Genomic DNA, 25,028 nt, shown 5'->3' on the forward strand with positions numbered 1-25,028 from the left:
ATCAAGGGATTTCCGCATTTTTAGTCATTATCGGCAATTTTTAATATATATACCTGAACGCACACTTGATTTTTATGGCATATTGTGATATAATGACCACAAGTGTAAAAATTTCAGAAACAAAAATTCCCTCAGAACCGGAAAGAACTGATAAAGAATGATTGATGACAGTAAAATAACTCAGATCGAAGATCATGGCGAAAACGGCGTATCCCATGCCGAGGACAGCCAGGTCAGGGTCACAAATAAAACGGCGCACAAAACCTTTTTACAGCGCAACAAATACCGCATAAGACAGATATGCGGTGTGGCAATTTTACTTATAGTTATAACTTCTGTGGCGGTGCTTATCACAAAAAACAGCGGCAGTGACATAGAGTCAGGTGACAGCGAGGCTCAGGCTTTTATTCAAAATACAGAGTCAGATACAGAAGTTACCACCTCCGCTGTCTCCACCACGACCTCCGCTTCACAAAGCTCAACGACTTCCTCGGCAACGGTCACGGAGGATACCACCACTTCCTCTCAGCAAACCACACAGGAGACCACTACACAGCAGACGACCACCACAGAGGTCAACACTCAGAAGCCCATGACCTCCACCACAACAAAGGTGGTTGACAACAAGGACCCGGAGGTGGTGAAGCCTACGGTCATCAAGGGAATACTCGTGGTAAACAAGAGCTACCCTCTGCCTGCGGATTACAACCCGGGAGGACTGACTCCGGAAACCGCTGCGGCTTTTGAGAAAATGCGGCAGGCTGCGGCTCTGGACGGGATACAGCTGTGGATATGCTCCGGATTCAGAAGCTATTACACACAGCAGAATCTGTTTGCACAGTACTGCTGGCGTGACGGAACGGAAAAGGCAGAGACCTATTCCGCAAGACCGGGACACAGTGAGCACCAGACAGGACTTGCAATAGACGTAAACTATGCAAGCAGCTGGCAGTTTGACAACACGCCGGAGGCAAAGTGGCTGGCAGAGCACTGCAACGATTACGGCTTTATTATCAGATACAAGCCGGGCAAGGAGCAGTACACAGGATACGTTGCGGAATCGTGGCATATCAGGTACCTGGGGGATGTGGAGCTTTGCAAGACTATCGAGGCTTCGGGACTTTGCCTTGAGGAATATCTGGGCATTTCAAGTAAATACAACAACTGACAACAAAACCCTCGCAGCAGCAGACTGCGGGGGTTTTTTTATGCTCTTTTAAAAGATGCATAAATGTCACCAAAAAGGGGAAACTGTTTTTGTGCAGTTATATAATTCGTAGGCAAAGTTATATAATTCTATTGACAAATTATTTAATTGTGGTACAATAGTTTACAGAGGAAAAAGGAGGGAAGGTCATGGGTAAAAGCGTTTACAGTCTGGTGCTTGACGACGATGTGGTGAATGCGGTGGACAAGCTGGCGCACTCTATGAACACCAGCAGGAGCAATCTTATAAACACTATCCTTGCGCAGAAGGTGGAGCTTGACACGCCGCAGATGCGTATCGAGAGCATTTTTTCCGCAATGCAGAGCCTTATCGACAACCGCTTTCAGCTTATAGACAGACAAAGCAACTCCACCATGTCCATAAAGAGTATGCTGGAATACAAATACAAACCCACAATCCGCTACTCGGTGGAACTGGCAAGGGACACGGGAGGCAAGGTGGGCAGCCTTAAAGTGCGGCTGAGGACCACATCGGGAAATCTTATGGGGCTTATGGAAAGCTTTTTCACCCTTTGGAGAGAGCTTGAAAAAGCTGAACTTTCTCATCTTTTCACAGGGGGCTTCCCGGGAAGCATATCTCAGGGCTGCTTCACAAGGGACTTTTACTCCCCTGCCCGGGAGCGTCTTAATGACAAGGACATCGGAATGGCTATCGGGCGGTATATCAGACTTATTGACAAATGCATACAGCAATACTTTGACAATCTTGATGACCCGCAAAGGGCGGCAAGGCTTACGGAGCAGACGTATAAACAGTACCTTGATGAGGGGGTACTTATCTTATAAAACAACCCTTCCCAAAGAGGCAGGGAAAACAGAAAGGAGAAATGTAAAATGAATGTACAGAAGCTGACACAGAAATCTATCGAGGCAATTAACAGCGCACAGTCCGTGGCTGCCACATACGGTAACCAGGCGGTGGACCAGCAGCACCTTATGCTGGCTCTGCTTACCCAGGAAAACGGGCTTATACCTCAGCTGCTGACAAAAATGGAAATAGACCCGGAAAACTTCAAGCTGGCGGTGACACAGTCGGTAAACGCCATACCAAAGGTGAGCATTTCAGGCAGCAGGCAGGCTGATTCGGTATATATCTCAAACGAGCTGGACAGGGCGTTGGCGGACGCAGAGAACTGCGCTATGCAGATGAAGGACGAGTTCGTTTCGGTGGAACATCTTATGCTGGGAATGATAAACCAGCCAAACAGCGAGATGAAGCGGCTTTTCAAGACCTTTAATCTGACCAAAGACGAGTTTTTACAGGTCCTTCAATCGGTAAGGGGCAACGCCAAGGTCACCAGTCAGAACCCTGAGGAGACATACGATGTGCTGAAAAAGTACGGTCAGGATCTTGTGGAGCTGGCAAGGGCAAACAAGCTGGACCCGGTCATAGGACGTGACAGCGAGATAAGAAACGTTATCCGTATTCTGTCACGAAAGACAAAAAATAACCCTTGCCTTATCGGCGAACCGGGCGTGGGCAAAACAGCTATTGCAGAGGGACTTGCTCAGCGTATCGTCAGCGGCGACGTGCCCGACAACCTGAAAGACAGGCAGCTTTTCAGCCTTGACATGGGTGCGCTTATCGCAGGAGCAAAATACCGGGGCGAGTTTGAGGAGCGTTTTAAGGCTGTGGTGCAGGAGATAAAGAAGTCCGAGGGCAGGATAATCCTGTTTATCGACGAGCTGCACAACATTGTTGGGGCAGGAAAAACAGACGGAGCGATGGACGCAGGCAACCTGCTCAAGCCTATGCTGGCAAGGGGCGAGCTGCACTGTATCGGTGCCACTACCCTTAACGAATACAGGCAGTATATCGAAAAGGACGCTGCTCTTGAAAGGCGTTTCCAGCCGGTAATGGTGGACGAACCTACCGTTGAGGACACTATATCCATACTGCGTGGACTCAAAGAAAGATACGAGGTTTTCCACGGAGTAAAGATACAGGACCAGGCTCTTGTATCGGCGGCGGTGCTTTCAAACAGATACATCAGCGACAGGTTCCTCCCCGACAAGGCTATCGACCTTGTGGACGAAGCCTGCGCACTTATCCGCACGGAAATGGACTCCATGCCCACGGAGCTTGACGAGATAAGGCGTAAGATACTCCAGCACGAGATAGAGGAAACGGTGCTTAAAAAAGAAAACGACAAGCTGGCTGTGGAGCATCTTCACGACGTTCAGAAGGAGCTTGCACAGATGCGTGAGCAGTTCAGCGAGATGAAGGCAAAGTGGGAGAACGAAAAGTCGGCTATCTCCAAGGTGCAAAAGCTCCGTGAGGAGATAGAACAGTGCTCCAAGGACATCGAAAAGGCTGAGCGTGAGTACGACCTGAACAAGCTGGCAGAGCTTAAATACGGCAAAATGGCACAGCTCCAGTCACAGCTTGAGCAGGAGGAGGAAAAGGCTGAAAAATCCGCAAGCAAGAACACACTTTTGCGTGACAAGGTCACAGAGGAGGAGATCGCCCGGATCATCGGACGCTGGACAGGTATCCCTGTTTCAAAGCTGGTGGAGAGCGAAAGAGACAAGCTTCTGCGCCTGCCGGACATTCTCCACAAGCGTGTTATCGGGCAGGACGAGGCGGTGGAGCTTGTTTCACAGGCGATACTCCGTTCCCGTGCAGGCATCGCAAACCCTGCACAGCCTATCGGCTCTTTCCTGTTCCTGGGTCCTACGGGAGTGGGCAAGACAGAGCTTGCAAAGGCACTTGCACAGGCTCTTTTTGACGACGAGAACAGCATCGTTAGGATAGATATGTCCGAATACATGGAGAAATTCAGCGTTTCAAGACTTATCGGAGCGCCTCCGGGATATGTGGGCTACGAGGAGGGCGGACAGCTTACAGAGGCTGTGCGCAGAAAGCCGTACTCGGTAGTTCTGCTGGACGAGATAGAAAAGGCTCACCCCGACGTTTTCAACATACTTCTTCAGGTGCTTGACGACGGCCGGATAACCGATTCTCAGGGCAGGACGGTGGATTTCAAGAACACTATCATTATCCTCACCTCAAACCTTGGCTCGCCTTATATCCTTGAGGGCATAGGCGACGACGGGGAGCTTTCACAGCAGGCTCGCCAGCAGGTGGACGGACTTCTTCACCAGCAGTTCAGACCTGAATTCCTCAACAGGCTTGATGAGATAATCTACTACAAGCCCCTTATGCGCTCACAGATAGGAAAGATAGTTGACCTTATGCTGGAGCAGCTGCAAAAGCGGCTTGAGAGCAAGCATCTGAGCATACAGGTAACTCAGGCTGCAAAGGACGCAGTTATCTCCCGTGGATACGACCAGAACTTCGGCGCAAGACCGCTGAAAAGGTTTATACAGCGAAATATCGAGACCCTTATCGCCCGCATGATAATTGCTCAGGACATTGAGCCTGACAGTGTGATAAAGGTGGATCATGACGGAGAAAATTTCACAGCCGACGTATCCCCGGTCTGAACATAAAATAAAAATGCCGATAGTGAACAAGATCACTGTCGGCATTGTTTTTGCTTATTGGGTTTTATGCTGCAGGTTTAGCGGCTGCTGCGGCGGTGGTGGTTGCCGGGGCTGCTGCGTCTGCTGTTCCGGGCACCTTAGCCTTGCTTCCGGGGACATATTTTTCAAACATTGCCACGGTCTCGCTGCCGCAGGTGGCTGCGGTGGAGCTTTTGGAGATTATGCAGCAATAGGTATGTCCGTTGTCGGTATCCTTTGCAAAGGTCGCCATTGCAAAGCCTGCTTCATTGGTATAGCCGGTCTTACCGCCGGTTATGGAGATGCTGTCGTCGTTTGAGCCGTTGCCGTTTTTGTCGATAAAGAAACCGCTTACTCTGCCAAGCACGGTACACTGAAGGTCGATACCGGTAGGGTTCTGCTGTGTCTGTGCGGTGGTATACTTCATGGTGTTGAGCACCTTTCGGCAGGTAACATTATGGTTTGCGACTTTCATAATAACAGCCATATCCGCAAGTGTGGTATAGTGTTTTTCGTCATGAAGACCTGTGGTGTTGGTAAAGTGGGTATTTTTCAGACCAAGCTCCTGGATACGCTTGTTCATAAGCTCCATGAACTTATCCTTTGAACCGGCGATAGCGTTTTCAAGTCCCACGCAGGCGTCTGCACCGCTGGGAAGGACAGCTCCGTAGAGAAGGTCCATTATTGTCACCTTTTCTCCCGGCTTGAAGCCTGCCATCGAGGCGTTCTCTTCCTCCAGCGGAGCCAGATCCTCCGGCTTGAAGGTATATGTATCGTCATAGGATTTTGCGTTCTCGCAGGCAACCAGCACTGTCAGGACTTTTGTAAGAGATGCTGGATAGATCCTCAGATCCATATTGGAGCCGGCATATATAACATCGTCGTCAAGGTCTGCAAGCAACGTAGCCTGGGAGGTAAGTCCCTTTATATCAGTCTTTTTGAAGTCGGGGCTTTGCTTTAAGTACAGATCCACTTCCTTTGGTGTTTCCGGCACAGGGGCAGTAGCGGCTGTTGTGGTAGTGGTCACCACGTTGTTCTTTTTTTCCTGAGGATTATCGTCGGTGTCCTTGATGTCGTTTCGCCCTCCAAGCATCATCACTATTGCACCGATGCCGATAAGGATTATCATTATCAGAACTGCTACCAATGCGGCGTTGCCATTTTTATTATTCTTCACTCTTTTTTCTTCCCTTCTTTTATTTTCAGTCCCATGCCAGGGCTTCATCTTCCTGCTGGCTTTCCGGCTTGGCAAGCCTGCTGTGGCAATACTTCAGCACGTCGCTTCTGGTTATTATGCCGATAAACATTTTCCTGTCGTCGATAACAGGGACAAAGTTCTGGTTCACCAGCATAAGTATCACATCGTCTATGGTTGCGGTAACAAGCACAGGCTTCACTTCAACGTTGCGCTTTACTTTTATATCGTCAACGGTGAACATCTCAAGGTCACGCCTTGTGCATATTGCCTTATTCACCATAAACCACATCAGGTCCCCCTCGGAAAGGGTCTTTACATACTCCCCGTCATGGCTGATCACGGGTATTACAGTAAATCCGTGGTTGCCCATTATCTCCAAAGCCTGGCGGCAGGTGCTGTCGTTATAGACATAGTCGATCAGTGCTTTGGGATGAAGCAGCTGTATTATATTCATTATTATTCACCTTAAAGTATTATTTTTCCGATGCCTTGGCACCTGCGGCAATGACCGCAGAGGCAAAATCAATGTAAGACACGGTCTTCAGGTCATAGGTGGTAAGACCTACATTATAGAGCGTTTCATTGGTTATTTTATTGTCCCTCATCACCTGGCGGCAGAATTCTTCCCGCTTTTGCTCGGTAAAGCCTTCAAAATGCACATAGCCCTTATCCGTAAGTTCCTTTTCATTAAACGCCGGTACATCAGCGGACACTGTACTCATTTTCTCTATCTCTCTGGTCTCCACCTCGTTATCCTTTCCCTCAATGGAATAGGTCACGGTGTACTTTTTCAGCTCACCTGTGGTCTTGTCAAAGTAAAAGTCCAGTACTGTAATATATGTGCCTGCGGTATAGGTATATTCCTCGGCATCATACTTTTTTTCTTCCTGAGGATCTATATGTGTCCTCGTAGGTTCAAGAGACTGTTTCACCGTCTGAACGATAAGGTTTCCGGTGGGATCCTCATTTATCTCCCCCACTTTTCTGGAAAACGCCTTGGTCTTATCATCGTATCTGTATGTGGTGTTTCCGGTGCAGACAACATATGACTTTATGTCGCCGTAGTCGGTGGTCTGTCTGATTATGCCCTTGTCCTTTAAAAGAGTCATCTTTGCATCTCTGCCTATGCCTTTTACGGTGCAGACAAATTCATAGGACGGGTTTTCAAAAAAGGCAGCTGCCTTCTTTATCCTCTCTCCCATGACCTTTTCCTCCGGCTTGCTTTCGCTTTGGGAAGAACTGCTTTCGGCAGTGCTCTCGGAAGAAGTCTGAGAGGAACTGTCGGTGCTTTCACCGGATGAGCTGTCGCTGTCTGAAGAGCTTGATTTTGAGCAGGCACCTGCAAACAGGGAAAGTGCGGCGGTAAATATCAGAATTGTTTTTCTCAGTTTATCCATAAGTCATCCTTTTTTCATATCACACTTTCAGGGTACGCAGCAAGGCACACCCATACACTTTAAGATTATACTACACATTCCCCTTTCTGTCAAGACGGCAATGCGCAAAAAAGCCCAATTAAACTTGACAATCACAGGGTTGTGATGTATAATTATTACTTGAACTATTATATGTAAAAAGGAGTGCTTTTTTTATGAAGCTCAACGGTTCTGACGTTATTATGGAATGCTTGCTGGAGCAGGGCGTGGACACCGTTTTCGGTTATCCCGGCGGTGCTGTGCTGAACATTTACGATGCTCTTTACAAGTATTCCGATAAGATACACCATGTTATCACAGCACACGAGCAGGCTGCCTGCCATGCGGCTGACGGCTATTCCAGAACAACAGGCAGGACAGGTGTTGTTTTTGCCACATCGGGTCCGGGTGCCACCAACCTTGTTACGGGAATCGCCACCGCTTACATGGATTCTATCCCACTTGTGGCTATCACAGGAAACGTACCAAGGGGACTTCTCGGTCTTGACTCCTTCCAGGAGGTGGACATCTGCGGTATCACAATGCCTATTTCAAAGCACAACTATATCGTAAAGGACCCGGACAAACTGCCCGACATTATCAGAGAGGCGTTCTTCATTGCCAACGAGGGCAGGAAGGGACCTGTGCTTATTGACGTTCCAAAGGACATATCTGCGGCGATGATAGAATATAAAAAACAAAAGCCCAAAAAGATAGTCAACCACAATCCCGACACGGTGAACGAGGAGATACAAAAGGCTGTGGAGCTTATCAAGGCAAGCAAAAAGCCTTTCATTTACGCAGGCGGCGGTGTGGTATCATGCAACGCTGCGGACGAGATGGCTGAGTTCGTCAAAAAGGTAAATGCACCTGTTGCCCTTTCCCTTATGGGACAGTGCGCTTTTGACAACACCAAGGAAGAGTACATAGGCATGCTGGGTATGCACGGCACAAAGACCGCTGCGCTCACACTCAGCGAATGTGACCTTATGATAGTTCTTGGTTCAAGGTTCTCCGACAGAGTTCTTTGCAACCCAAACACCTTTGCAAACGGCAAGAAGATAATCCATATCGAGATAGACCCTGCGGAGATAGGCAAGAACATTGACGTTTATCACCATGTAACAGGCGACCTTGAATACATTATCGACAAAATGACTTCCATGCTCCAGCAGCAGAGCCACCCCAAGTGGATGCAGCAGGTAAAGAAGTGGAAGAAGGAATACGCCCTTAAAATGGCTCCTATCGAAAGCGAGGACGAGGTCCTGCCTCAGGATGTTATCCAGGAGCTTGACAAGCTCACCAAGGGCAAGGCTATCATCACCACCGAGGTGGGACAGCATCAGATGTGGGCTGCACAGTTCTACAACTTCAAGTGCGAAAGAAGCTTTGCTTCCAGCGGCGGACTGGGCACAATGGGCTACGGTCTTGGCGCAGCTATCGGCAGCAAGCTGGGCAACCCGGACAGAACGGTGGTAAACATTGCAGGCGACGGAAGCTTCTTTATGAACTGCAACGAGCTTTCTTCCCTTGCAAAGCACAATATCCCGGTGGTGGAGCTTGTGTTTGAAAACGACGTTCTGGGAATGGTAAGACAGTGGCAGAGGCTGTTCTACGGCAAGAGATTTTCTCAGACGGATATCGAGCGTCACACAGACTTTATGAAGCTTGCTGATGCATTTGGCATCGAGGGTATAAGAATAACCAAAAAGAGTGAGATAAAGGAAGGTCTGAAAAAGGCACTTTCCTGCGGCAGACCCTGTCTGGTGGACGTGGTAATAAACAAGGATATCAACGTTCTGCCTATGGTGCCTGCGGGAGCAGACGTTTCGGAACCTATAATGGATATCGAGCTTACATAAGATCCAAACAAATACAAGGCACCATGTCAACGGTGCCTGAAAAGAGGAAAAAATGAAGTTTTCAAAGCGTTTCAGAGAAAACATGATGCTGGTAGTGCTGGGCGTTGTACTGTTCTTTGTGCTGACCAACTACAAGCTTGTGCTGAACATTCTTGATTACATAAAAAATATTCTTTATCCTGTAATGCTGGGCGGACTTTTTGCGTTCATTCTCAACGTGCCTATGTCTGCTATCGAGCGGACTATTTTCCGCACGCCGAAAAAGGAAAAGCCTAAAAAGGTGATCTGCGCCATAAAGCGTCCCTGCTCCATAGTGCTTACATTGCTTATAGCTATCGGCATACTGTCGCTTTTGCTGGTGCTGGTAATCCCGTCGCTGGCAAAGACGCTTTCTACTCTTTCCGAAAGCGCACAGGCTATTGTTGACAACATCTCGGAAAAGGTGGAGAGCAACGGCGCACTCAAGACTATTTTCAACGCATTTAATATCAAGAAGGATTCATTTACCACAGGACTTATGGACTTCCTTAAAGACAGCGTGAGCGCATTGAAATCCATGAACTCCCCCGGCTCGGCAGCAGCTGCCATCTTCTCTTCGATCATAAATGTTGTTCTTGGAATTTTCTTCTCTATCTACTTCCTTGCACAGAAAGAAAAGCTTAAAGAACAGGCAAGAAAAGTCTGCGTGGCTTTCCTTCCCGCAAGAGCCAATTCCAAGGTAACAAGAATAGGTCAGCGTACAGTGGACACCTTCGGAAAGTTCCTTACGGGACAGTGTACCGACGCTGCTCTTCTGGGCACCCTTTGTTCGCTGGGTATGCTTCTTTTCGGCTTCCCTTACCCGCTTCTTATCGGCGTTGTTGTTGCCGTTGCGGCACTTATCCCTGTGCTTGGCTCATGTATCGGAATGGCGATCGGATTTTTGCTTATCAGCGCAACCAGCATCACACAGGCTGTGTGGTTCGTGGTGTTCCTGCTGATACTCATTCAGATAGACTGCAACTTTATCTACCCCCGTATCGTCGGCAACTCGGTTGGGCTGCCTGCATTGTGGGTGCTCTTCGCCGTTACGGTGGGAGGCAGAATGTGGGGCGTTCTGGGAATGTTCCTTGCGGTGCCTGCCTGCGCTATCGTTTACAGCGCACTTACGGTCATTGTAAATGAGAGATATTCCAAGACAATAAGGCTCAGAAACATACAGCACTCAAAAAAGCACCGCAAAAAACGGTTCTTGTCGGATGACGAAGACGAGGACTGCGACGAGGAGGACTGCGATGACGACCTGTATCAGGATGATATTGACCAGATCTCCTTTGAGGAAATAGAAGAAAATCAGGAGGTCTGTGCACAGCAGGAAAATATCTCCGATACTCCGGTCCCGGACAGTACAGACTAAATTGTATGTACGAAATGCACCAAGGTCATGGTGCGGGTATTTACATTTTTTGAACAAGTTTACAATTTTGAAATTACTCCATGGTGATTTCATTGACAGCCGTTCAATGCTGTGCTATACTCTTATCATCCGATAGATTATTCGGAAACTGTTTAAGAGAGTAAGCAAAAGAGAGAGCAAAAAGAACGTGCAAATTAAAAAAGCCTTCCGCCGTATATGACAGAAGACTTGAAATTGATTTCCACTCCCACGGTTTTTCCACCGTGGGCTTTTTGTTTGCCGTGGGCTTTTTATTTTTGTTTATACATAAATACAGATCATGCAAAAAGGCTGGCAACTCCCTGGCTGGCAATGGTCATTATCAGACCTGCAAGCAGCACTCCGAGCACAACTGCGATTATGCTCTTTTTAAAGTCAAGGTCAAGTATGCTGGCTGCAAGGGTTCCTGTCCATGCGCCTGTTCCGGGAAGAGGTATTCCCACAAAAAGCAGCAAAGCTACATACACGCTCTTGCCTGCCTTCTGCTGAAGCTTTTTGCCGCCCTTTTCACCCTTTTTCAGACAGAAGCTGCAGAACTTGCCGATAACCTTTTTATCGCTGCCCCACACAAGAAGCTTTCTTGCAAAAAAGAAAATAAACGGAACAGGTATCATGTTTCCAAGCATACACACAAGCAGGCACCAGTGCCAGGGGATACCCCAGCCCGTTCCCACGGGAACACCGCCTCTCAGCTCAACAAGCGGTACCATAGATATAAGAAAAGCCATTATGTATTTTTTGAACATGATAAAACTCCTTCTTGTAAAACACACTACCCGATAAGTATAGCATACCACGCCTGCATTGTAAAGTGTCGGTTGACATTTTTGGTGTTATCTGCTATAATTGACCGTGATAAACTTAAACGATTTCGGTAAAAAACACCCATAATTGTAAAGGAGCATTAAAATGGAACAACGGGAAAAGATGCTGTTCGTTTTTAATCCCCATGCGGGCAAGGGTCTTATACAGAAAAATCTTTGTGATATAATAAATATGTTCACCGCAGGCGGATATGACGTTCTGGCATACCCCACCCAGGCTCAGGGTGACGGATATGAAAAGATAGTGAACGTGGGAAAGGAGTACGACATCATAGTCTGCTCCGGCGGAGACGGCACTCTTTCGGAGAGCGTGAGTGCAGTGATGAAGCTGCGTGAAAAGGAGCCGGATCTGAAGATCCCCCTTGGGTATATCCCCGCAGGTTCAACCAACGACTTTGCCAATTCCCTTGGCATATCAAAGAAAATGCTTCAGGCTGCTTTCGGCATAATCGAGGGCGAAGCCTTTGACTGCGATATGGGACAGTTCAACGACGATTATTTTGTCTATGTGGCAGGTTTCGGTGCGTTCACGGATGTTTCCTATGAGACCTCCCAGACCTCAAAAAACCGCTTCGGTCATGCGGCATATATTGCCGAGGCACTGAAAAGGCTTCCGAAAATATCCGGTCAGACGGTTACGGTGGAGCATGACGGGGAAACGATCACAGGCAGCTTTGTTATAGGTCTTATATCAAATTCACGCTCCATAGGCGGACTTAAAAACATGATCTCAAAGAACGTTGTTTTTGACGACGGACTGTTTGAGGTGGTACTTGCAAAGACTCCGGAAAACGCAAGGGATTTCGGCACGCTCCTTGCCAACGCCGCAAGAAACAATCTCAGCGACAGAAACTTTATAACATTCAAGACCTCCAAGGTGACCTTCAGAAGTGAAAACGAGATACCCTGGACCCGTGACGGAGAGGCAGGGGGAAAACACAAGGAGGTAACCATAACCAACCACCAGCAGGCAATAAGACTTATCATCTCTTCCGACAAGGTGGACACGGAACACCCGTCTGCACCGCTGAACGAAGGCGGCGATCAACTTGACTACGTCATCGAGGATCAGGAAAATATAGAAAACTGATATTGTGAATATCAACAAAGCAGCATCTGAAAGTGAGCAGGCTATGCGGTAGCGGGAACGATCACAGTTCATGAGGAAAGTCCGAGCATCACAGAGCAGGATAGCTGATAACGTCAGCCGAGGGTGACCTCCGAGCAAGTGCAACAGAGATATACCGCCGCAGGATCCTGCGGTAAGGGTGGAAAGGCGGGGTAAGAGCCCACCGGAGCGGCAGAGATGCCGCTGCCATGTAAACCTTATCCGATGCAACACCAATGGTGATGCGCAAGTCAATGGCTGCTCGTCAGGCTTGCGGTCATAGGTGGCTTGAGCCGTGCGGCGACGTACGGTCCAGATAGATTACCGCACTCGACAAAACTCGGCTTACAGGCAGGCTCACTTTCAGATGCTGTTTTGAAATATTGGTGCTTTACAAGGCTCCCCTTTTCCCCAGGGAGCTTTGTTTTTTGGGGCAAATCTAAGAAAATAATTGTGAAGTTGTAACAATTCTTTGACCTGTGTTGTATTATTAAAGTTTATGTGTTATAATGTCCGGGAATGAAAATGGGATGATGTTTCCCGAAAAATCTGAATTGTCCGGAGATGAAGATAATGAGCGAAAAAGATATAAAAGATCAGCAGGCTGAGCAGGAGGTTGAAAAGGCTGCACAGGAGCAGCAGGCTGAACAGACTGCACAAGAGCAGGAAACTCCCAAGGAGGAAAATGCAGCGCAAGGCAATAGCCTGTCAACGCCTAAGGAAGGCATAAATAAAAAAGTACTCATAGGGTTTATCGCTATGGGCGTGGTCATCATCATTCTTCTGGTGGTGCTTATAGTCGTTATGGTCTCCGGCAAGAAGAAAGACTCCGACAGCAGCGAAAGCTCATCTGAGGGATCTTCACAGAGCAGCGAAAGCACAGCCGCCCAGACCGACAGCATTACCGATGTCAGCGGCGTTTCCGATGACTCCCTGCCAAAGGGCGATGACAGCTCATCATCTGAGTCGGGCAGCAGTGATAAGCTGGGCAAGGGACTTTACCTTGGCTACACCGCAGGCAACACCTGGGAAGACGGGGACAAGAAAATGTGCGGACTTGCACTTTCTATCGTCAACAACACCGACGAGGCTATAAAAGGCTGGACGCTGGTGCTTGAGGTGGAGAACCTTAAATCCTGCAGCGGCTGGTGCGGCAACTTTACCGTCAGCGGCAACACCCTTACGATAACCAATGCTCCTCACAACGGAGAGATCGCAAAGGGCGCAAGCATTACCGACGTTGGATGCAACATCGGTACAGGCTCAAAGCTCAATATTAAATCTGCCAAGCTCAACGGCAAGGAAATGGTTGTCAAGGCAGGCTCCATAACCCCTCAGGGCGGCGACGACAAGGTCAAGGAAACGGCTCAGGGCAATCAGGGCAAGACAGACATTTCCCAGCTTCTCACCCGAACCAAGAACGCTAAGCAGGGCGACGACTGGCTGCATACCGACGGCAACAAGATACTTGACAAGGACGGCAAACAGGTGTGGCTCACAGGTGTGAACTGGTTTGGATACAACACCGGCACAAATACCTTTGACGGACTGTGGAACAGCCAGCTGGTGCCTACGGTAAAATCTATCGCCGACCACGGCTTTAACCTTATCAGAGTGCCCATCTCCGCAGAGCTGATACTTCAGTGGAAAAAGGGCGAATACCCCAAGGCAAATTACAACAACGCTTATAACCCGACTCTTAATGATCTTAACAGCCTTCAGATCTTCGACTATTTCTTAAAGCTTGCCGAAGAAAACGGAATGAAGGTAATGCCCGATATACACAGCGCAGAGACTAACGCAAGCGGTCACAACGTAAACCTGTGGTTCACCGAAAAGATAAGCACAGATAAGTTCTATGAGGCGCTGGAGTGGATGGCTGACAGATACAAGGGCAACGATACCATCATCGCCTTTGACCTTAAAAACGAGCCTCACGGAAAACCAAATGAGGGCAAAAACGCCGCTATCTGGAACAACTCCAAGGACGCAAACAACTGGAAATACGTTGCCGAGACAGCTGCCGCAAAGATCCTGGCTAAAAATCCTAATGTACTTATAATGATAGAGGGCACGGAGATCTATCCCAAAAACTCAAAGGGCGATTATTCCTCCACTGACGAGAAGGATTACTACTTCAACTGGTGGGGCGGCAACCTCAGAGCGGTAAGAGACTTCCCTATCGACCTGGGCAAATATCAGAATAAGCTGGTATACTCCCCTCACGATTACGGTCCAACAGTCTACGAGCAGCCCTGGTTCAAGAGCGATTACACCTTTGACAGCCTTATGAAGGACTGCTGGCAGGACAACTGGTTCTATATCCATAAGGAGAACAAGGCTCCCCTGCTTATCGGCGAGTGGGGCGGATTTATGAAAGACCCTAACCTTAAATGGATGACCTTTATGCGCAAGCTCATCAAGGATAATCACCTTAACCACACCTTCTGGTGCTTCAACGCAAACTCCGGAGATACCGGCGGACTTGTTAAGGACGACTTCAGAACATGGGATACAGAAAAGTATAACTTCGTTAAGGAAGTCCTCTGGCAGCAGGGCGGTAAGTTTGTCGGACTTGACCACGCTGTAAAGCTGGGCGCAAACGGAATTACTCTCACGGAAGCAAAATCACTCTAATATATCAAGGGGAACTCTTTTAATAGAAGAGCTCCCCTTTTTTGTAATTTCACACACCTGTAAACGTCAACATTTCGGTTGGCGTTTTTTGTTACTTATGCAATATGAGCAAAAACCGTCTGAAGTTTTGCTGTCGGACTGTGCAAAGCGACATATTTTTGGAAAAAGTATAATATCCTATTGACAAATAATATTATATGTCGTATAATATGCACAGTAATAGAATATAACAGACAAAAGAGTGTAGCACAGAAGAAAAAAGACAACAGAACAAAAACTGCTGAAAGGAGTTGAATGTATGAGCTTTCCGATAAGCGCAGGTCTTTTGGATTCCATGGTGCTTGCCATTGTGGAAAGAGAAGATACCTACGGTTACGAGATAACACAGACCATGCGCAAGGCGGTGGACGTTTCCGAATCCACCCTCTACCCCGTTCTCAAACGGCTGCAGAAAAGCCAGATGCTTGAGACATACGATAAGGAGTTTATGGGGCGCAACAGGCGGTACTATCACGTGACCGCAAAGGGACGGGCACAGTTGAGCGATTACAAAAGTGAGTGGCTGGAACACAAACAAAAGGTTGACAGCATACTATTAAAAGAAACAGAAAAAAGGGTAAGTGAGGAAAATAATAAAGAAAAGGAGGAAGTGCTTCCGCAGGAGGCATAACAGGGGAATATGAAAAGACTTGAATATATGACCATTCTCCGTCAGAAGCTTGTTGACGGCGGTCTGAGCAACGAAGAGATAAACGACGCACTTGAATTTTATGAGGAGCTTTTCCTTGACGGCGGATACGAGAACGAGGAAAAGACTGCGCAGAATCTTGGCGATCCGGAAAAGCTGGCTCAACAGATACTTGCAGAAAACGGCGCAGTGGGCTTTGTAAGACCACAGGCAAAAATGGAGGACGTTATTGACCCTGCAAATGCGCAGACGACTCCCCCGCCAAGACCAGACTACGACATTGCACCGGACAACAGAAACCTTGCGCTGATAGTTATTGTGCTTATCACATCTGTTGTATGGGCACCTGTGGGATTCGGACTTCTCACCGGAGCATTTGCTGTTGCCTTTGGTATTACGGCGGCACTTTTCAGCATCGGCTGCGTAGGTATCGGACTGGTGGTTTCAGGCGGCATCACACTTTTCCAGGCACCGCCTGTGGGACTTATGCTGTTCGGAGTGGGACTGTTCCTTATCGGACTTTCGGTACTGGTATTCGTTCCCTTCTGCAAGCTGGTGGTGGGACTTTTCAAAAAGTTCTTTACATGGCTTATCAACCTTTTCAGAAAGCTTTTCAACAAGGCAGGCTCAGGTAAGGCGGTGAGCGAAAATGGCTAAGTACGACGCAATGGGTGACAGAGTTCAGAGGCGTGTGCCTATCGCCGTGTGGATAATGCTGTTGGGGCTTATTATCAGCATCGTGGGCGTTATCTGGTGTGTCAACACCGATCTGAAAAAATACATCAAGTCCGAAAACCTGTCCAAGGTACAGGAGATAAGCGACATAAAAGATCTGGAATTTGAGTTTGACTCATCTACAATAGATATTTCAAGATCAAGCGACAATAACATACACGTTGAGATCGAAAACGCTCCCGAGGGCGTATATAAATTCGACGCACAGGACGGCAAATTCTCCATACACCGCAAAAAATTTGTAAGTCTGATAAAGTGGTCGGGAATTTCAAATATACCTTTTCTCAAGGACATCTATCCTCAGGCGAAGATAAGCGTAAAGATCCCCGACGGACAATACGGCAAGATCAGCATCAAAAACACTGCAGGCGACCTTACCATAACAGACGCTCTTAGCTGCGAGGAGATCGAGATCGACAACGGTGTGGGAAAGCTCACTGCCAACGGCATCAAAGCAAATCGATCAGAGATCGACAACGGCGTAGGAGAGGTAACTCTTAAAAACTGCGACCTGGGAGATGCGGACGTTGACAACGGCGTTGGTGAAGTCAGCATCACCGACAGCACGCTGAAGAAAACCGAGCTTGACAACGGTGTGGGAGAAATAAATCTCAGCGCAGAGGTAAACGGCGACATGGATATCGACAACGGTGTGGGAGATATCCAGATAAAGCTGAAGGGTGATGCGCAGGATTACAAGTTTAAGGGTGACGATGACGGCGTAAAGATAAAAGGCAGCAAGGACTCGGATGATGCAAAATACAAAGTCAAGCTTGACAACGGATTAGGAGATATAAAGATAGAATTTGAGTAACACTGCAAGGGGGCAAAAAACATGACAGAGCAAAGAAGACTTTACAAAGCGAAAAACAACAGGATACTTTTCGGTGTATGCGGCGGTATAGGCGACTATTTCGGGGTCGATCCCAATGTGATACGCATAGGCACAGTGCTGCTTGCCTGCACAGGCACAGGACTTGTGGCATACATTGCAGCTGCAATACTGCTGCCGGAAAAACCGTAGCTTTCATATTCCTCTATAAAGCCCGAGGCAGCCCTCCTTGCTGTCTTGGGCTTACCCTTTTGGACACAAAAAAAGCAGCTCTCAGATCGCCCGGGAGCTGCTTTCGTATTTTCTTATTATGCCATACCTGCGGTGATGATAGCCATTTTGTAGACCTCGTCTGCGGTGCAGCCTCTTGAAAGGTCGTTGATAGGAGCGTTAAGTCCCTGAAGAATAGGACCGTAAGCCTCAAAGCCGCCCAGTCTCTGAGCTATCTTATAGCCGATATTGCCTGCCTCGATAAGTGGGAAGATAAATGTATTTGCCTGACCTGCCACCTTGGAATCGGGGCACTTGGTCTTTGCAACCTCTGCGGAAACAGCAGCGTCGAACTGGAACTCACCGTCAATGACAAGCTCAGGGTCAATGCTTCTTGCCTCGGCAACAGCGTCATGTGAAAGCTGTACAGTGCCGCCCTTTCCGGAGCCGTAGGTGGAGAAGCTGAGCACAGCTACCTTCGGGTCAATGCCGAAGAAAGCGGCCGTTCTTGCTGTCTCAACGGCAACCTCTGCCAGCTGTCTTGCAGCAGAGAGAACAACGTTTCCGTCCTTGTCAACTCTGTCTGTGTAAGCAAGGTTGATAGCGCAGTCGCCCATTGCTATCTTTTCTTCCTGTCCGTCCTTTTCTCTGAAAAGGATAAAGGACGAGCTTACAAGGTTGGAGCCTTTCTTGGTCTTGATTATCTGGAGTGCAGGTCTTACGGTATCTGCTGTAGAGTAAGTAGCTCCGCCCAGAAGCGCATCAGCCTTGCCTGCCTTTACAAGCATTGTGCCGAAATAGTTGGATTTAGTAAGTGCAGCTCTGCACTCCTCCTCGGTCATCTTGCCCTTTCTCAGCTCTACCATCTGAGCCACAAGAGCCTCCATTTCAGGATATGTTGCAGCATCCAGGATCTGTGCCTTTGAAACGTCAAAACCGTCCTTAGCGGCAGCAGCCTTTACCTCCTCAACGTTTCCGCACAGCACTACGCCCATAAGGTCCTCTTTAAGGAGCTTGTCGGCAGCCCACAGGATACGTGGGTCTGTGCCCTCTGTGAAAGCGATAGTTTTTTTGCTTGCTTTAAGGTTTGCGATAAGCTTATCGAACATTCCCATAATATTATACCTCCAAAATAATATTTAGTGCACCAATATTATAACACATACTTTCTCCCATTTCAATAGGCATATTGTTACAAAAAGAAAAACTGCCCTCCTTTTTTTCGGGGAGCAGTTTTAGCATTTTTACGTTCTCTTTCTTATTATGCTGTAATACATTTTTGCTGTGAGCACATATATGACTGTGTACAAAACAACATATCCTCCAAAGCCTGCAAGTGTGCATTTCAGGTATGTCTTTGTGCTGTCAAGTCCCATGTATGCCAGCAATCTGCCTACCATCGGGAAAGCAAACACTGTGTGCACTATAGCTGTGATGAGCGGGAGGAAGAATACCAGGAGTATCTGCGAGCGTATCGAGGTCTTTACCTCTGCCTCGCTCATTCCCACGCTCTGCATTATGCGGAATCTGTCTGCGTCCTCGTAGCCCTCGGTAAGCTGTTTGTAGTAGATGATGAGTATGGTCTCGAAAATAAACAGCGTTCCGAGAAAAAGTCCAAGGAAGAATATCGAGCCGTAAGCCATCATCGCATCGCTCTTATCTACCGAGCGCAGACGCATAGGATCTATATATGCTGTATCATTGAGATTTACAGTTTCATTTATGTCTGCCACAGTCCTCATAGCTTCGTCAGCCTTTGCTGTAGGCTCGTCATAATCAATATCCAGCTCATAAAACACGTCGGAATTCATGGGTGATATCTCATTATATGCCTTTACCAGATCAAGCACCTCCCGGCTTGATGAAAAGAATACCGTTAAGTGATCACTGCTTAGTCCAGCTTTATTCTTTACTTCCTTGATCTTGTATGTCCTGCCCAGCAGTTTAAATTCCTTCATGCCGTCAAACTCATCTGAGAATGTTTCAATTATTACCTCACCATCTCCGGTGCGGTACGACTCAAGTATCTCGTCAGCCTCCTTTTTGAACAGTACATCCTCCTGTTCATCACGGCTGAATTCGGTATTTATCATATACCACGGCATAACCGTTATATCAAATCTGTCATCACTCTTTACTCCGCCTTCCATACCCGGCTTTGTTTCGTAAAGATGTGTTGCACCCTCGCTGTAATCCTGCTTCTCAAAGGGCACAAGGTCCATCGTTTTCCTGCCCTTGAAATTAAAACGTGCAGATGCGTTCTTATCCACCTTCTTTGTCTTGACCCTTTCAGCGATCTTAGCTTCTACCTTAGCCGTTTCCTCGCCGGTGTTATCATAGTTTACTTTAACGATCGCATCATGCTTTGGCAGATGACCCTCAATGCCTGCCATCAACGCCATAGTTGAGCTTACGGTTATCAGCACCATGGTTGAAAGAACTGCGGTGCTTGCAAGACCTACCGAGTTACGCTTCATACGGTAAACAAGCCCCGAAAGCGTGGTAAAATGCTTTGTCTTGTAATAGTAGCTCTTTTTCTTTTTCAGCAGCTTGAGCATGGCGATAATGCCGGCGATAAAAAGAAGATATGTGCCAATGATAACGAAAATAACTGCCATAAAGATCATCGAAAAATTGTTTGTAAGATCGGTAACAAAGAACGAAAGACCGTAGCCGGCAAAAATGAACAAAAATCCCACAATAGTCATGAAAAGCTTTGTCTTAGGCTCCTTCTCACCCTTCTTTGCGCCCGAGAGCAGCTCCACAGGGTTGGAAAAATGCAGCTTTCTGATAGTAAAAAGATAGGTCGCAAAAAGAGTGACTGCTATCATGATAAATGCTTCAAGCATCGACTTTGCAGAAATGTGGTAGCCAATGTCCACCGCATCGTCACCAAGCATTTTCGTAAATATAAGGTGGACTGCTCTTTCAAGTGCAAGCCCCGTAATGCAGCCTGCAACCAGGGTTATCACCGCAACATATATCGTTTCAAGCAGCATCAGCTTGGCAATGTGCCTTTTCTCCATTCCAAGAATGTTCAAAAGACCGAATTCGCTGTTTCTGCGCTTTAAAATAAAGCTGTTTGAATAGAACAATATGACCACCGCAAAAGCAGCCGTTACATAAGAGCCATATCTCATCAGCGTCGGCAAAGCCTCTGCGCCACGTTTCAGCTTGCTGAAATCAGGGTTTGACGCCAGCGACCTGATAACATACATCATCGACATCATCAGCACGCAGATAAGCAGGTATGGGATATACATCTTGGCGTTCTTTTTTATGTTCTCCCTTGACAGACGAATATAATACTTATTATTCATCAATTATTCCCGCCTTTCATCAGCGATGTCAGGGTCTCGGAAATAGTCCGGTACATATCCTCAAAAGACCTGTCCTGTCTGTATAACTGATGGAAAAGTGTACCGTCCTTTATGAAAAGCACTCTGCTCGCACGGCTTGCCGCCTTGATGGAGTGGGTGACCATAAGGATAGTCTGTCCGTCCTTATTCAGGTCGTCGAATATATCCAGCACACTGTCAGTGGACTTTGAATCAAGCGCACCTGTGGGCTCGTCGGCAAGAATAAGCTTTGGCTGGGTTATCACTGCTCTTGCAATGGCAGTACGCTGTTTCTGTCCGCCGGAAAGCTCATAGGGGTACTTTTCGATAAGCCCGTCTATCCCAAGCATCTTCACAACAGGCATAAGCCTTTTTTCCATCTCATCGTAATTCATGCCCAGAAGGACAAGAGGCAGGAGTATATTATCCTTGATGGAGAAGTTGTCAAGAAGATTGAAGTCCTGGAACACAAAGCCCAGGTTGTCACGGCGAAAAGCGGATATTTCTTTATCGTTTATCCCGGAAAGCTTTTTGCCGTCAAGGGTAACCTCACCGCTGGTTGCTTTGTCAAGGGATGCCAGAATGTTCAGCAGCGTGGTCTTGCCCGAACCCGACTCACCCATGATAGCCACGTACTCGCCCTTTTCCACGTCAAAGCTCACACTTTTAAGCGCCTCCACCTTGTTGCCTCCAAGGCGTGTGGTATATATCTTTCCTACATCTGAAACGCTTAGAATTGCCATATTCTTTTCCTCCTGTTTTGTTCTTATATCTATCTTTTCTTTCCGAAACAATTAAGCAGCACCGGGTAAATATACACCCCTGCCATTACCGCTGCGCCGGCAGCTATAACTATAACACGCAAAACCGCATAAACCGTATCGTCCAGCTTGACCTTTCTGCGCAGCAGCCAGACTCCGAAGCACCCTGCGATGCCTAACAGACTTATCACAATGCCTGCTGAGATACCCAGCGGCATATTGGTTATCCTTATGCTGTTTTCTCCCTGCTGAAGGTCAAAGGCGATAAAGTCGCCGAAAGCCTTTTCAAGCTTTGCCTCCTGTCCGTTTATCTCAAGCCTCAGACTTTCGCTGTAAGGGATAAACACCACGCATTTTTCACCCTTTGAGGCGGTATAGTCACCGGTTATGACTCCCTTTTCCTCTTTGAGGTTGGCGCACTTGGCGTTTTCCACAGCGCTTGAGAGCTTGCTCAGGTCAAGTCCGTAAACTCCGAAAGAGGTACACTCAACATTCTTTTCCACCCTTACGGTGACCTCAACGGTGCGGTTGCTGAACTCTCCCAGCCAGAGCAGACCGTTTGAGCTCTGGGAGGGAAAACCTGTTTTTATGGGAAGTCCGTCAACGCTCACCGTAAATGCGGAATACTCAGGCTCGTTAAGATTTGCGCTTGGCTTGTTGAAGCAGTCAAAGTAAAGCACCTGTTTGCCCTTAACGTCGATATGATAAACGATATCGCTTCCTCCCGACATGGGGCTTATGTCTATCTTCCCGTCCTCATCTTCCCTGATAAGCACCCTGCCTGTGGCATCAGGCTCATACTTTGTCATAAGCCTGTCGCTGCTGCCGTGACCAAAGAGAGTGCTGTAAAGATTCTGCTGTACCTCAAACCTGTCCATGTCCTCAAGGCTGTCCATAGCGGAAATATCACGGTCGGTAACAAGTCCCAGTCCAATGGTGTTGCTGCGCTTATATATTCCGTATTTGGAGTGCATATATACGCTGTCCTCAGCGCTGTCGTCGGCAAGCCCTATCTTATACTTAGTGCTGAAAAGTGCGTCGGTAAGCTCTGTTCCCCCGTGTGAGCCTACCTCCATCCAGTAGGAGGAATAGCCCAGCCTTTTCATTGTGTACATATAATTTTTGTTGGTAAGTGAGGTGTAATGGCTCATGGAACGATAGCCAAGAGCACCGATGTCGTTCACATCAAACTGCTTTGCGGTGGTCTTTACCCTGTAAAAATCATCGTCGTCTATCTTGCCGCTGAGCTTAAATACCTCACGGGTCGCCGCAGCCTTTTCCAGTGCCTGATCCTTTGAACCGGTCATATACATGGTCGTGGAGCTTACCGCCTGAAGCACCACAAAGCAGCTGAGCATGGCTGCAAAGAAATTCTTGTTGAGCTTGCCTTTTTTATAAAGATAAAACACCGTTCCAAAGCCTGCGGCGGTCACGGCAAAAACCTTTACCTCTATGGAAAAGCTCTTGTCGTCCGACCAAAGCCTTCTTGCGTACAGATCGATCATCTCGGCGTTTTTATTCATTACCGTCTTTACCAGAAATGCACTCAGCAGGAAAACAAACACCGAAACTACGGCAAATGCAGTCTTATCCTGCTTGTTTGTGCCTGTCTTATATTGGCTGATATGCTCGCTGTCCTTTTCAAGGAACATTGCGCTGCACACCAGCAGGAAGAACACGGTGATAAATGCAAATCTGCATGGGAACGACATATAGCTTCCCGTGTGCCACATAAGGTTGACAGGCTCTATAAACATAGGCACCAGCATCAGCACCAGCATTATCAGCATGGTCTTTGTTTCACGCCTGTGCTTTTTCTTGTCAAGCACACAGCCTGCACAGATAACTATTGCGCAAGCGCTGTACAAAAGCAAGGGCAGTGCCGTCTGGAATTCCGAAAGGAAATTTGCGTTCTGAAGGTTTTTCGCAACCGATGTGGTCCTTCCGCTGGCAAAGAACTGCAAAAGGCTTGGAAGCCACACCACCGCAGTTATGAGCATTGACAGCATACTTCCCACAATGAACAGAAAAGCGGTCTGCAAATGCTCCTTTTTCCTGTCACGCAGACAGATAAGCGCAGCGAACAAAATACAGAACACAGCTATCATGTAGCAGATATAATAGTTTACCACCGCCATAAGGCTCAGCACAGCAACATACCCTGCCATTTTGTTTCTGGTCACAAGTCTGTGTATGCCTATCATCAGCAGAGGGAACAGATACATGATGTCCAGCCATATGCTGTTCTGATAGTAAAGCACCGTGTATCCGCAAAATGCATACGAAACGCTCAGGCAAGCCGAAATAATCGGGTCCGTCTTGCTCAGACACTTGCGGAAAAACAGCATTGCGGTAACGCCTGCCGTCATCATCTTCAGCAGCGTTGCGATATTCACAAAATAAATAAGGTCCTCTTTTGGAACAAAAAGCGCAAGGAGATTAAAAGGGCTTGCCACAAAAAAGAATATGACACCCACCATGCTCATTCCGCCTGCATTCTGCAGGTTAAGGAAAAAGCCCGTTTTGCCTGTAAGGATATCCTTGAGGTCTGCCGTCATGGGGATCACCTGCTGGGTCATATCGCACCAGGCGATAGTGCCGTTCCCGAAGGGATACAGACCGTTTATAAAAAAGACCGCGAATAGTATGAACATTATAGAAAAAGGTACGGCAAAAAACGCACCTATGTTTTTATAAGATATTTTTGTCCTGTCGTTCATTATTTCACCTTTTGTTTTACTTTTTTATTTATGGTTATTATACACTGTTATATGCCATAATGCAAGGGGTATTCAGCTTTTTTGTACATGATACATATTTTTTGCCGGTGCAAAAAAATCCCGGGATCTGTAATAACAAGCATCTGCTTGCACATCCTATTGACAAACGGGGAAAAATGTGTTAACATTTAGATATAACAACACCCCCGGGGGGTGGGGTATATACACCGTGTACCGTTCCGCCCTGTCCCCGTCCCGACAGCACCTTATATGGGGGGGATAGGAGGAATGAGCTATGATGGCAGACAAGGCACAGGTAAGCAAGCTCCTCAAAACTGCCAAAGGGCAGATAGAGGGCATCCTGCGCATGATAGAAGAGGACAGGTACTGCATAGACATCTCAAATCAGATAATGGCAACTCAGGCAATACTCAAAAGGGCAAACACCGAGGTGCTCACAGCCCATTGCAAGGGCTGTGTGGCAGGGGCACGCACCGAGGAGGAGAAGGCTGAGAAGGTGGATGAAATGGTGGCACTTCTGTCAAAGCTGCTGAAGTAATGTGAGGCACGGCA

General features: G+C 47.6%; 20 protein-coding genes and 1 other RNA gene. 13 read left to right on the forward strand and 8 right to left on the reverse strand.

Translation table 11 applies throughout. From position 1 onward, the window contains the following. Nucleotides 1–157 precede the first annotated feature (157 nt). The 3 genes from T494_RS14170 (at nt 158) to clpB (ending at nt 4,674) form a co-directional block, all read left to right on the forward strand. A complete protein-coding gene (locus tag T494_RS14170) occupies nt 158–1,168 on the forward strand; it encodes a M15 family metallopeptidase (RefSeq protein WP_051540278.1) in 1,011 nt (336 codons plus the stop codon). A gap of 188 nt (nt 1,169–1,356) precedes the next feature. Further along, a complete protein-coding gene (locus T494_RS12815) occupies nt 1,357–2,013 on the forward strand; it encodes a CopG family transcriptional regulator (RefSeq protein WP_051540280.1) in 657 nt (218 codons plus the stop codon). 48 nt (nt 2,014–2,061) lie between these two features. Then, nucleotides 2,062–4,674, forward strand: a complete 2,613-nt coding sequence (gene clpB, locus T494_RS0109055; protein WP_028506024.1) for an ATP-dependent chaperone ClpB — start codon at nt 2,062–2,064, stop codon at nt 4,672–4,674. A 64-nt stretch (nt 4,675–4,738) separates the two neighbouring features. On the opposite strand, the gene T494_RS12820 is transcribed toward clpB, so the two are convergent. The 3 genes from T494_RS12820 to T494_RS0109070 are packed head-to-tail and all read right to left on the reverse strand — an operon-like array spanning nt 4,739 to nt 7,287. Continuing rightward, the gene (locus tag T494_RS12820; protein WP_197021145.1) at nt 4,739–5,869 is read right to left on the reverse strand and encodes a serine hydrolase; all 1,131 of its coding nucleotides are present in this window, start codon (nt 5,867–5,869) and stop codon (nt 4,739–4,741) included. A 25-nt stretch (nt 5,870–5,894) separates the two neighbouring features. Beyond that, on the reverse strand, nt 5,895–6,344 hold the full coding sequence (locus tag T494_RS0109065) for a CBS domain-containing protein (protein ID WP_028506025.1): 450 nt from the start codon (nt 6,342–6,344) through the stop codon (nt 5,895–5,897). A 19-nt stretch (nt 6,345–6,363) separates the two neighbouring features. Then, nucleotides 6,364–7,287 (reverse strand): hypothetical protein, encoded by a 924-nt coding sequence (locus T494_RS0109070; RefSeq protein WP_028506026.1) that lies wholly within the window; start codon nt 7,285–7,287, stop codon nt 6,364–6,366. Between the two features lie 194 nt (nt 7,288–7,481). Between T494_RS0109070 and ilvB the strand changes: the two genes are divergently transcribed. Then, the gene (gene ilvB, locus T494_RS0109075) at nt 7,482–9,167 is read left to right on the forward strand and encodes a biosynthetic-type acetolactate synthase large subunit (RefSeq protein ID WP_028506027.1); all 1,686 of its coding nucleotides are present in this window, start codon (nt 7,482–7,484) and stop codon (nt 9,165–9,167) included. Between the two features lie 52 nt (nt 9,168–9,219). Then, nucleotides 9,220–10,563, forward strand: coding sequence for an AI-2E family transporter (locus T494_RS0109080; protein WP_028506028.1), 1,344 nt, complete (start codon nt 9,220–9,222; stop codon nt 10,561–10,563). Between the two features lie 317 nt (nt 10,564–10,880). Here T494_RS0109080 and T494_RS0109090 read toward each other — a convergent pair whose 3' ends face one another. Next, nucleotides 10,881–11,348: a small multi-drug export protein gene (locus tag T494_RS0109090; RefSeq protein ID WP_028506030.1), complete on the reverse strand. Its 468-nt coding sequence runs from the start codon at nt 11,346–11,348 to the stop codon at nt 10,881–10,883. A 163-nt stretch (nt 11,349–11,511) separates the two neighbouring features. Between T494_RS0109090 and T494_RS12825 the strand changes: the two genes are divergently transcribed. The 7 genes from T494_RS12825 (at nt 11,512) to T494_RS0109120 (ending at nt 17,618) form a co-directional block, all read left to right on the forward strand. Further along, nucleotides 11,512–12,516: a diacylglycerol kinase family protein gene (locus T494_RS12825; RefSeq protein ID WP_037344470.1), complete on the forward strand. Its 1,005-nt coding sequence runs from the start codon at nt 11,512–11,514 to the stop codon at nt 12,514–12,516. Between the two features lie 33 nt (nt 12,517–12,549). Next, an RNA gene (gene rnpB, locus T494_RS13485) (RNase P RNA component class A) lies at nt 12,550–12,898 on the forward strand. A 209-nt stretch (nt 12,899–13,107) separates the two neighbouring features. Beyond that, a complete protein-coding gene (locus tag T494_RS0109100; protein ID WP_028506031.1) occupies nt 13,108–15,171 on the forward strand; it encodes a cellulase family glycosylhydrolase in 2,064 nt (687 codons plus the stop codon). A 298-nt stretch (nt 15,172–15,469) separates the two neighbouring features. Further along, nucleotides 15,470–15,841 (forward strand): PadR family transcriptional regulator, encoded by a 372-nt coding sequence (locus T494_RS12830; protein ID WP_037344472.1) that lies wholly within the window; start codon nt 15,470–15,472, stop codon nt 15,839–15,841. Nucleotides 15,842–15,850: 9 nt separating this feature from the next. Beyond that, nucleotides 15,851–16,516 (forward strand): hypothetical protein, encoded by a 666-nt coding sequence (locus tag T494_RS0109110; protein WP_028506032.1) that lies wholly within the window; start codon nt 15,851–15,853, stop codon nt 16,514–16,516. Beyond that, nucleotides 16,509–17,408: a DUF4097 family beta strand repeat-containing protein gene (locus T494_RS0109115; RefSeq protein WP_028506033.1), complete on the forward strand. Its 900-nt coding sequence runs from the start codon at nt 16,509–16,511 to the stop codon at nt 17,406–17,408. Before T494_RS0109110 ends, T494_RS0109115 begins: the two co-directional genes overlap by 8 nt. A gap of 21 nt (nt 17,409–17,429) precedes the next feature. Continuing rightward, on the forward strand, nt 17,430–17,618 hold the full coding sequence (locus T494_RS0109120; RefSeq protein WP_028506034.1) for a PspC domain-containing protein: 189 nt from the start codon (nt 17,430–17,432) through the stop codon (nt 17,616–17,618). Nucleotides 17,619–17,734: 116 nt separating this feature from the next. On the opposite strand, the gene pta is transcribed toward T494_RS0109120, so the two are convergent. The 4 genes from pta to T494_RS0109145 form a co-directional block, all read right to left on the reverse strand. Beyond that, the gene (gene pta / locus T494_RS0109125; RefSeq protein ID WP_028506035.1) at nt 17,735–18,751 is read right to left on the reverse strand and encodes a phosphate acetyltransferase; all 1,017 of its coding nucleotides are present in this window, start codon (nt 18,749–18,751) and stop codon (nt 17,735–17,737) included. A 129-nt stretch (nt 18,752–18,880) separates the two neighbouring features. Next, entirely contained in the window at nt 18,881–20,956 is a 2,076-nt protein-coding gene (locus T494_RS0109135) for an ABC transporter permease (protein ID WP_028506036.1), read from the reverse strand. After that, nucleotides 20,956–21,717: an ABC transporter ATP-binding protein gene (locus T494_RS0109140; protein ID WP_028506037.1), complete on the reverse strand. Its 762-nt coding sequence runs from the start codon at nt 21,715–21,717 to the stop codon at nt 20,956–20,958. Before T494_RS0109140 ends, T494_RS0109135 begins: the two co-directional genes overlap by 1 nt. A gap of 29 nt (nt 21,718–21,746) precedes the next feature. After that, nucleotides 21,747–24,389 carry a YfhO family protein gene (locus T494_RS0109145; protein ID WP_242836422.1) on the reverse strand — a complete coding sequence of 881 codons (2,643 nt, stop codon included), beginning with the start codon at nt 24,387–24,389 and terminating at the stop codon, nt 21,747–21,749. 361 nt (nt 24,390–24,750) lie between these two features. Here T494_RS0109145 and T494_RS0109150 point away from each other — a divergent pair, with 361 nt between their 5' ends. Beyond that, entirely contained in the window at nt 24,751–25,014 is a 264-nt protein-coding gene (locus tag T494_RS0109150; RefSeq protein ID WP_028506039.1) for a metal-sensing transcriptional repressor, read from the forward strand. The last annotated feature ends 14 nt before the right edge of the window (nt 25,015–25,028 follow it).

Origin of the sequence: Ruminococcus sp. FC2018 (assembly GCF_000621805.1) — a bacterium.
Classification (GTDB): Bacteria; Bacillota; Clostridia; order Oscillospirales; family Ruminococcaceae; genus Hominimerdicola.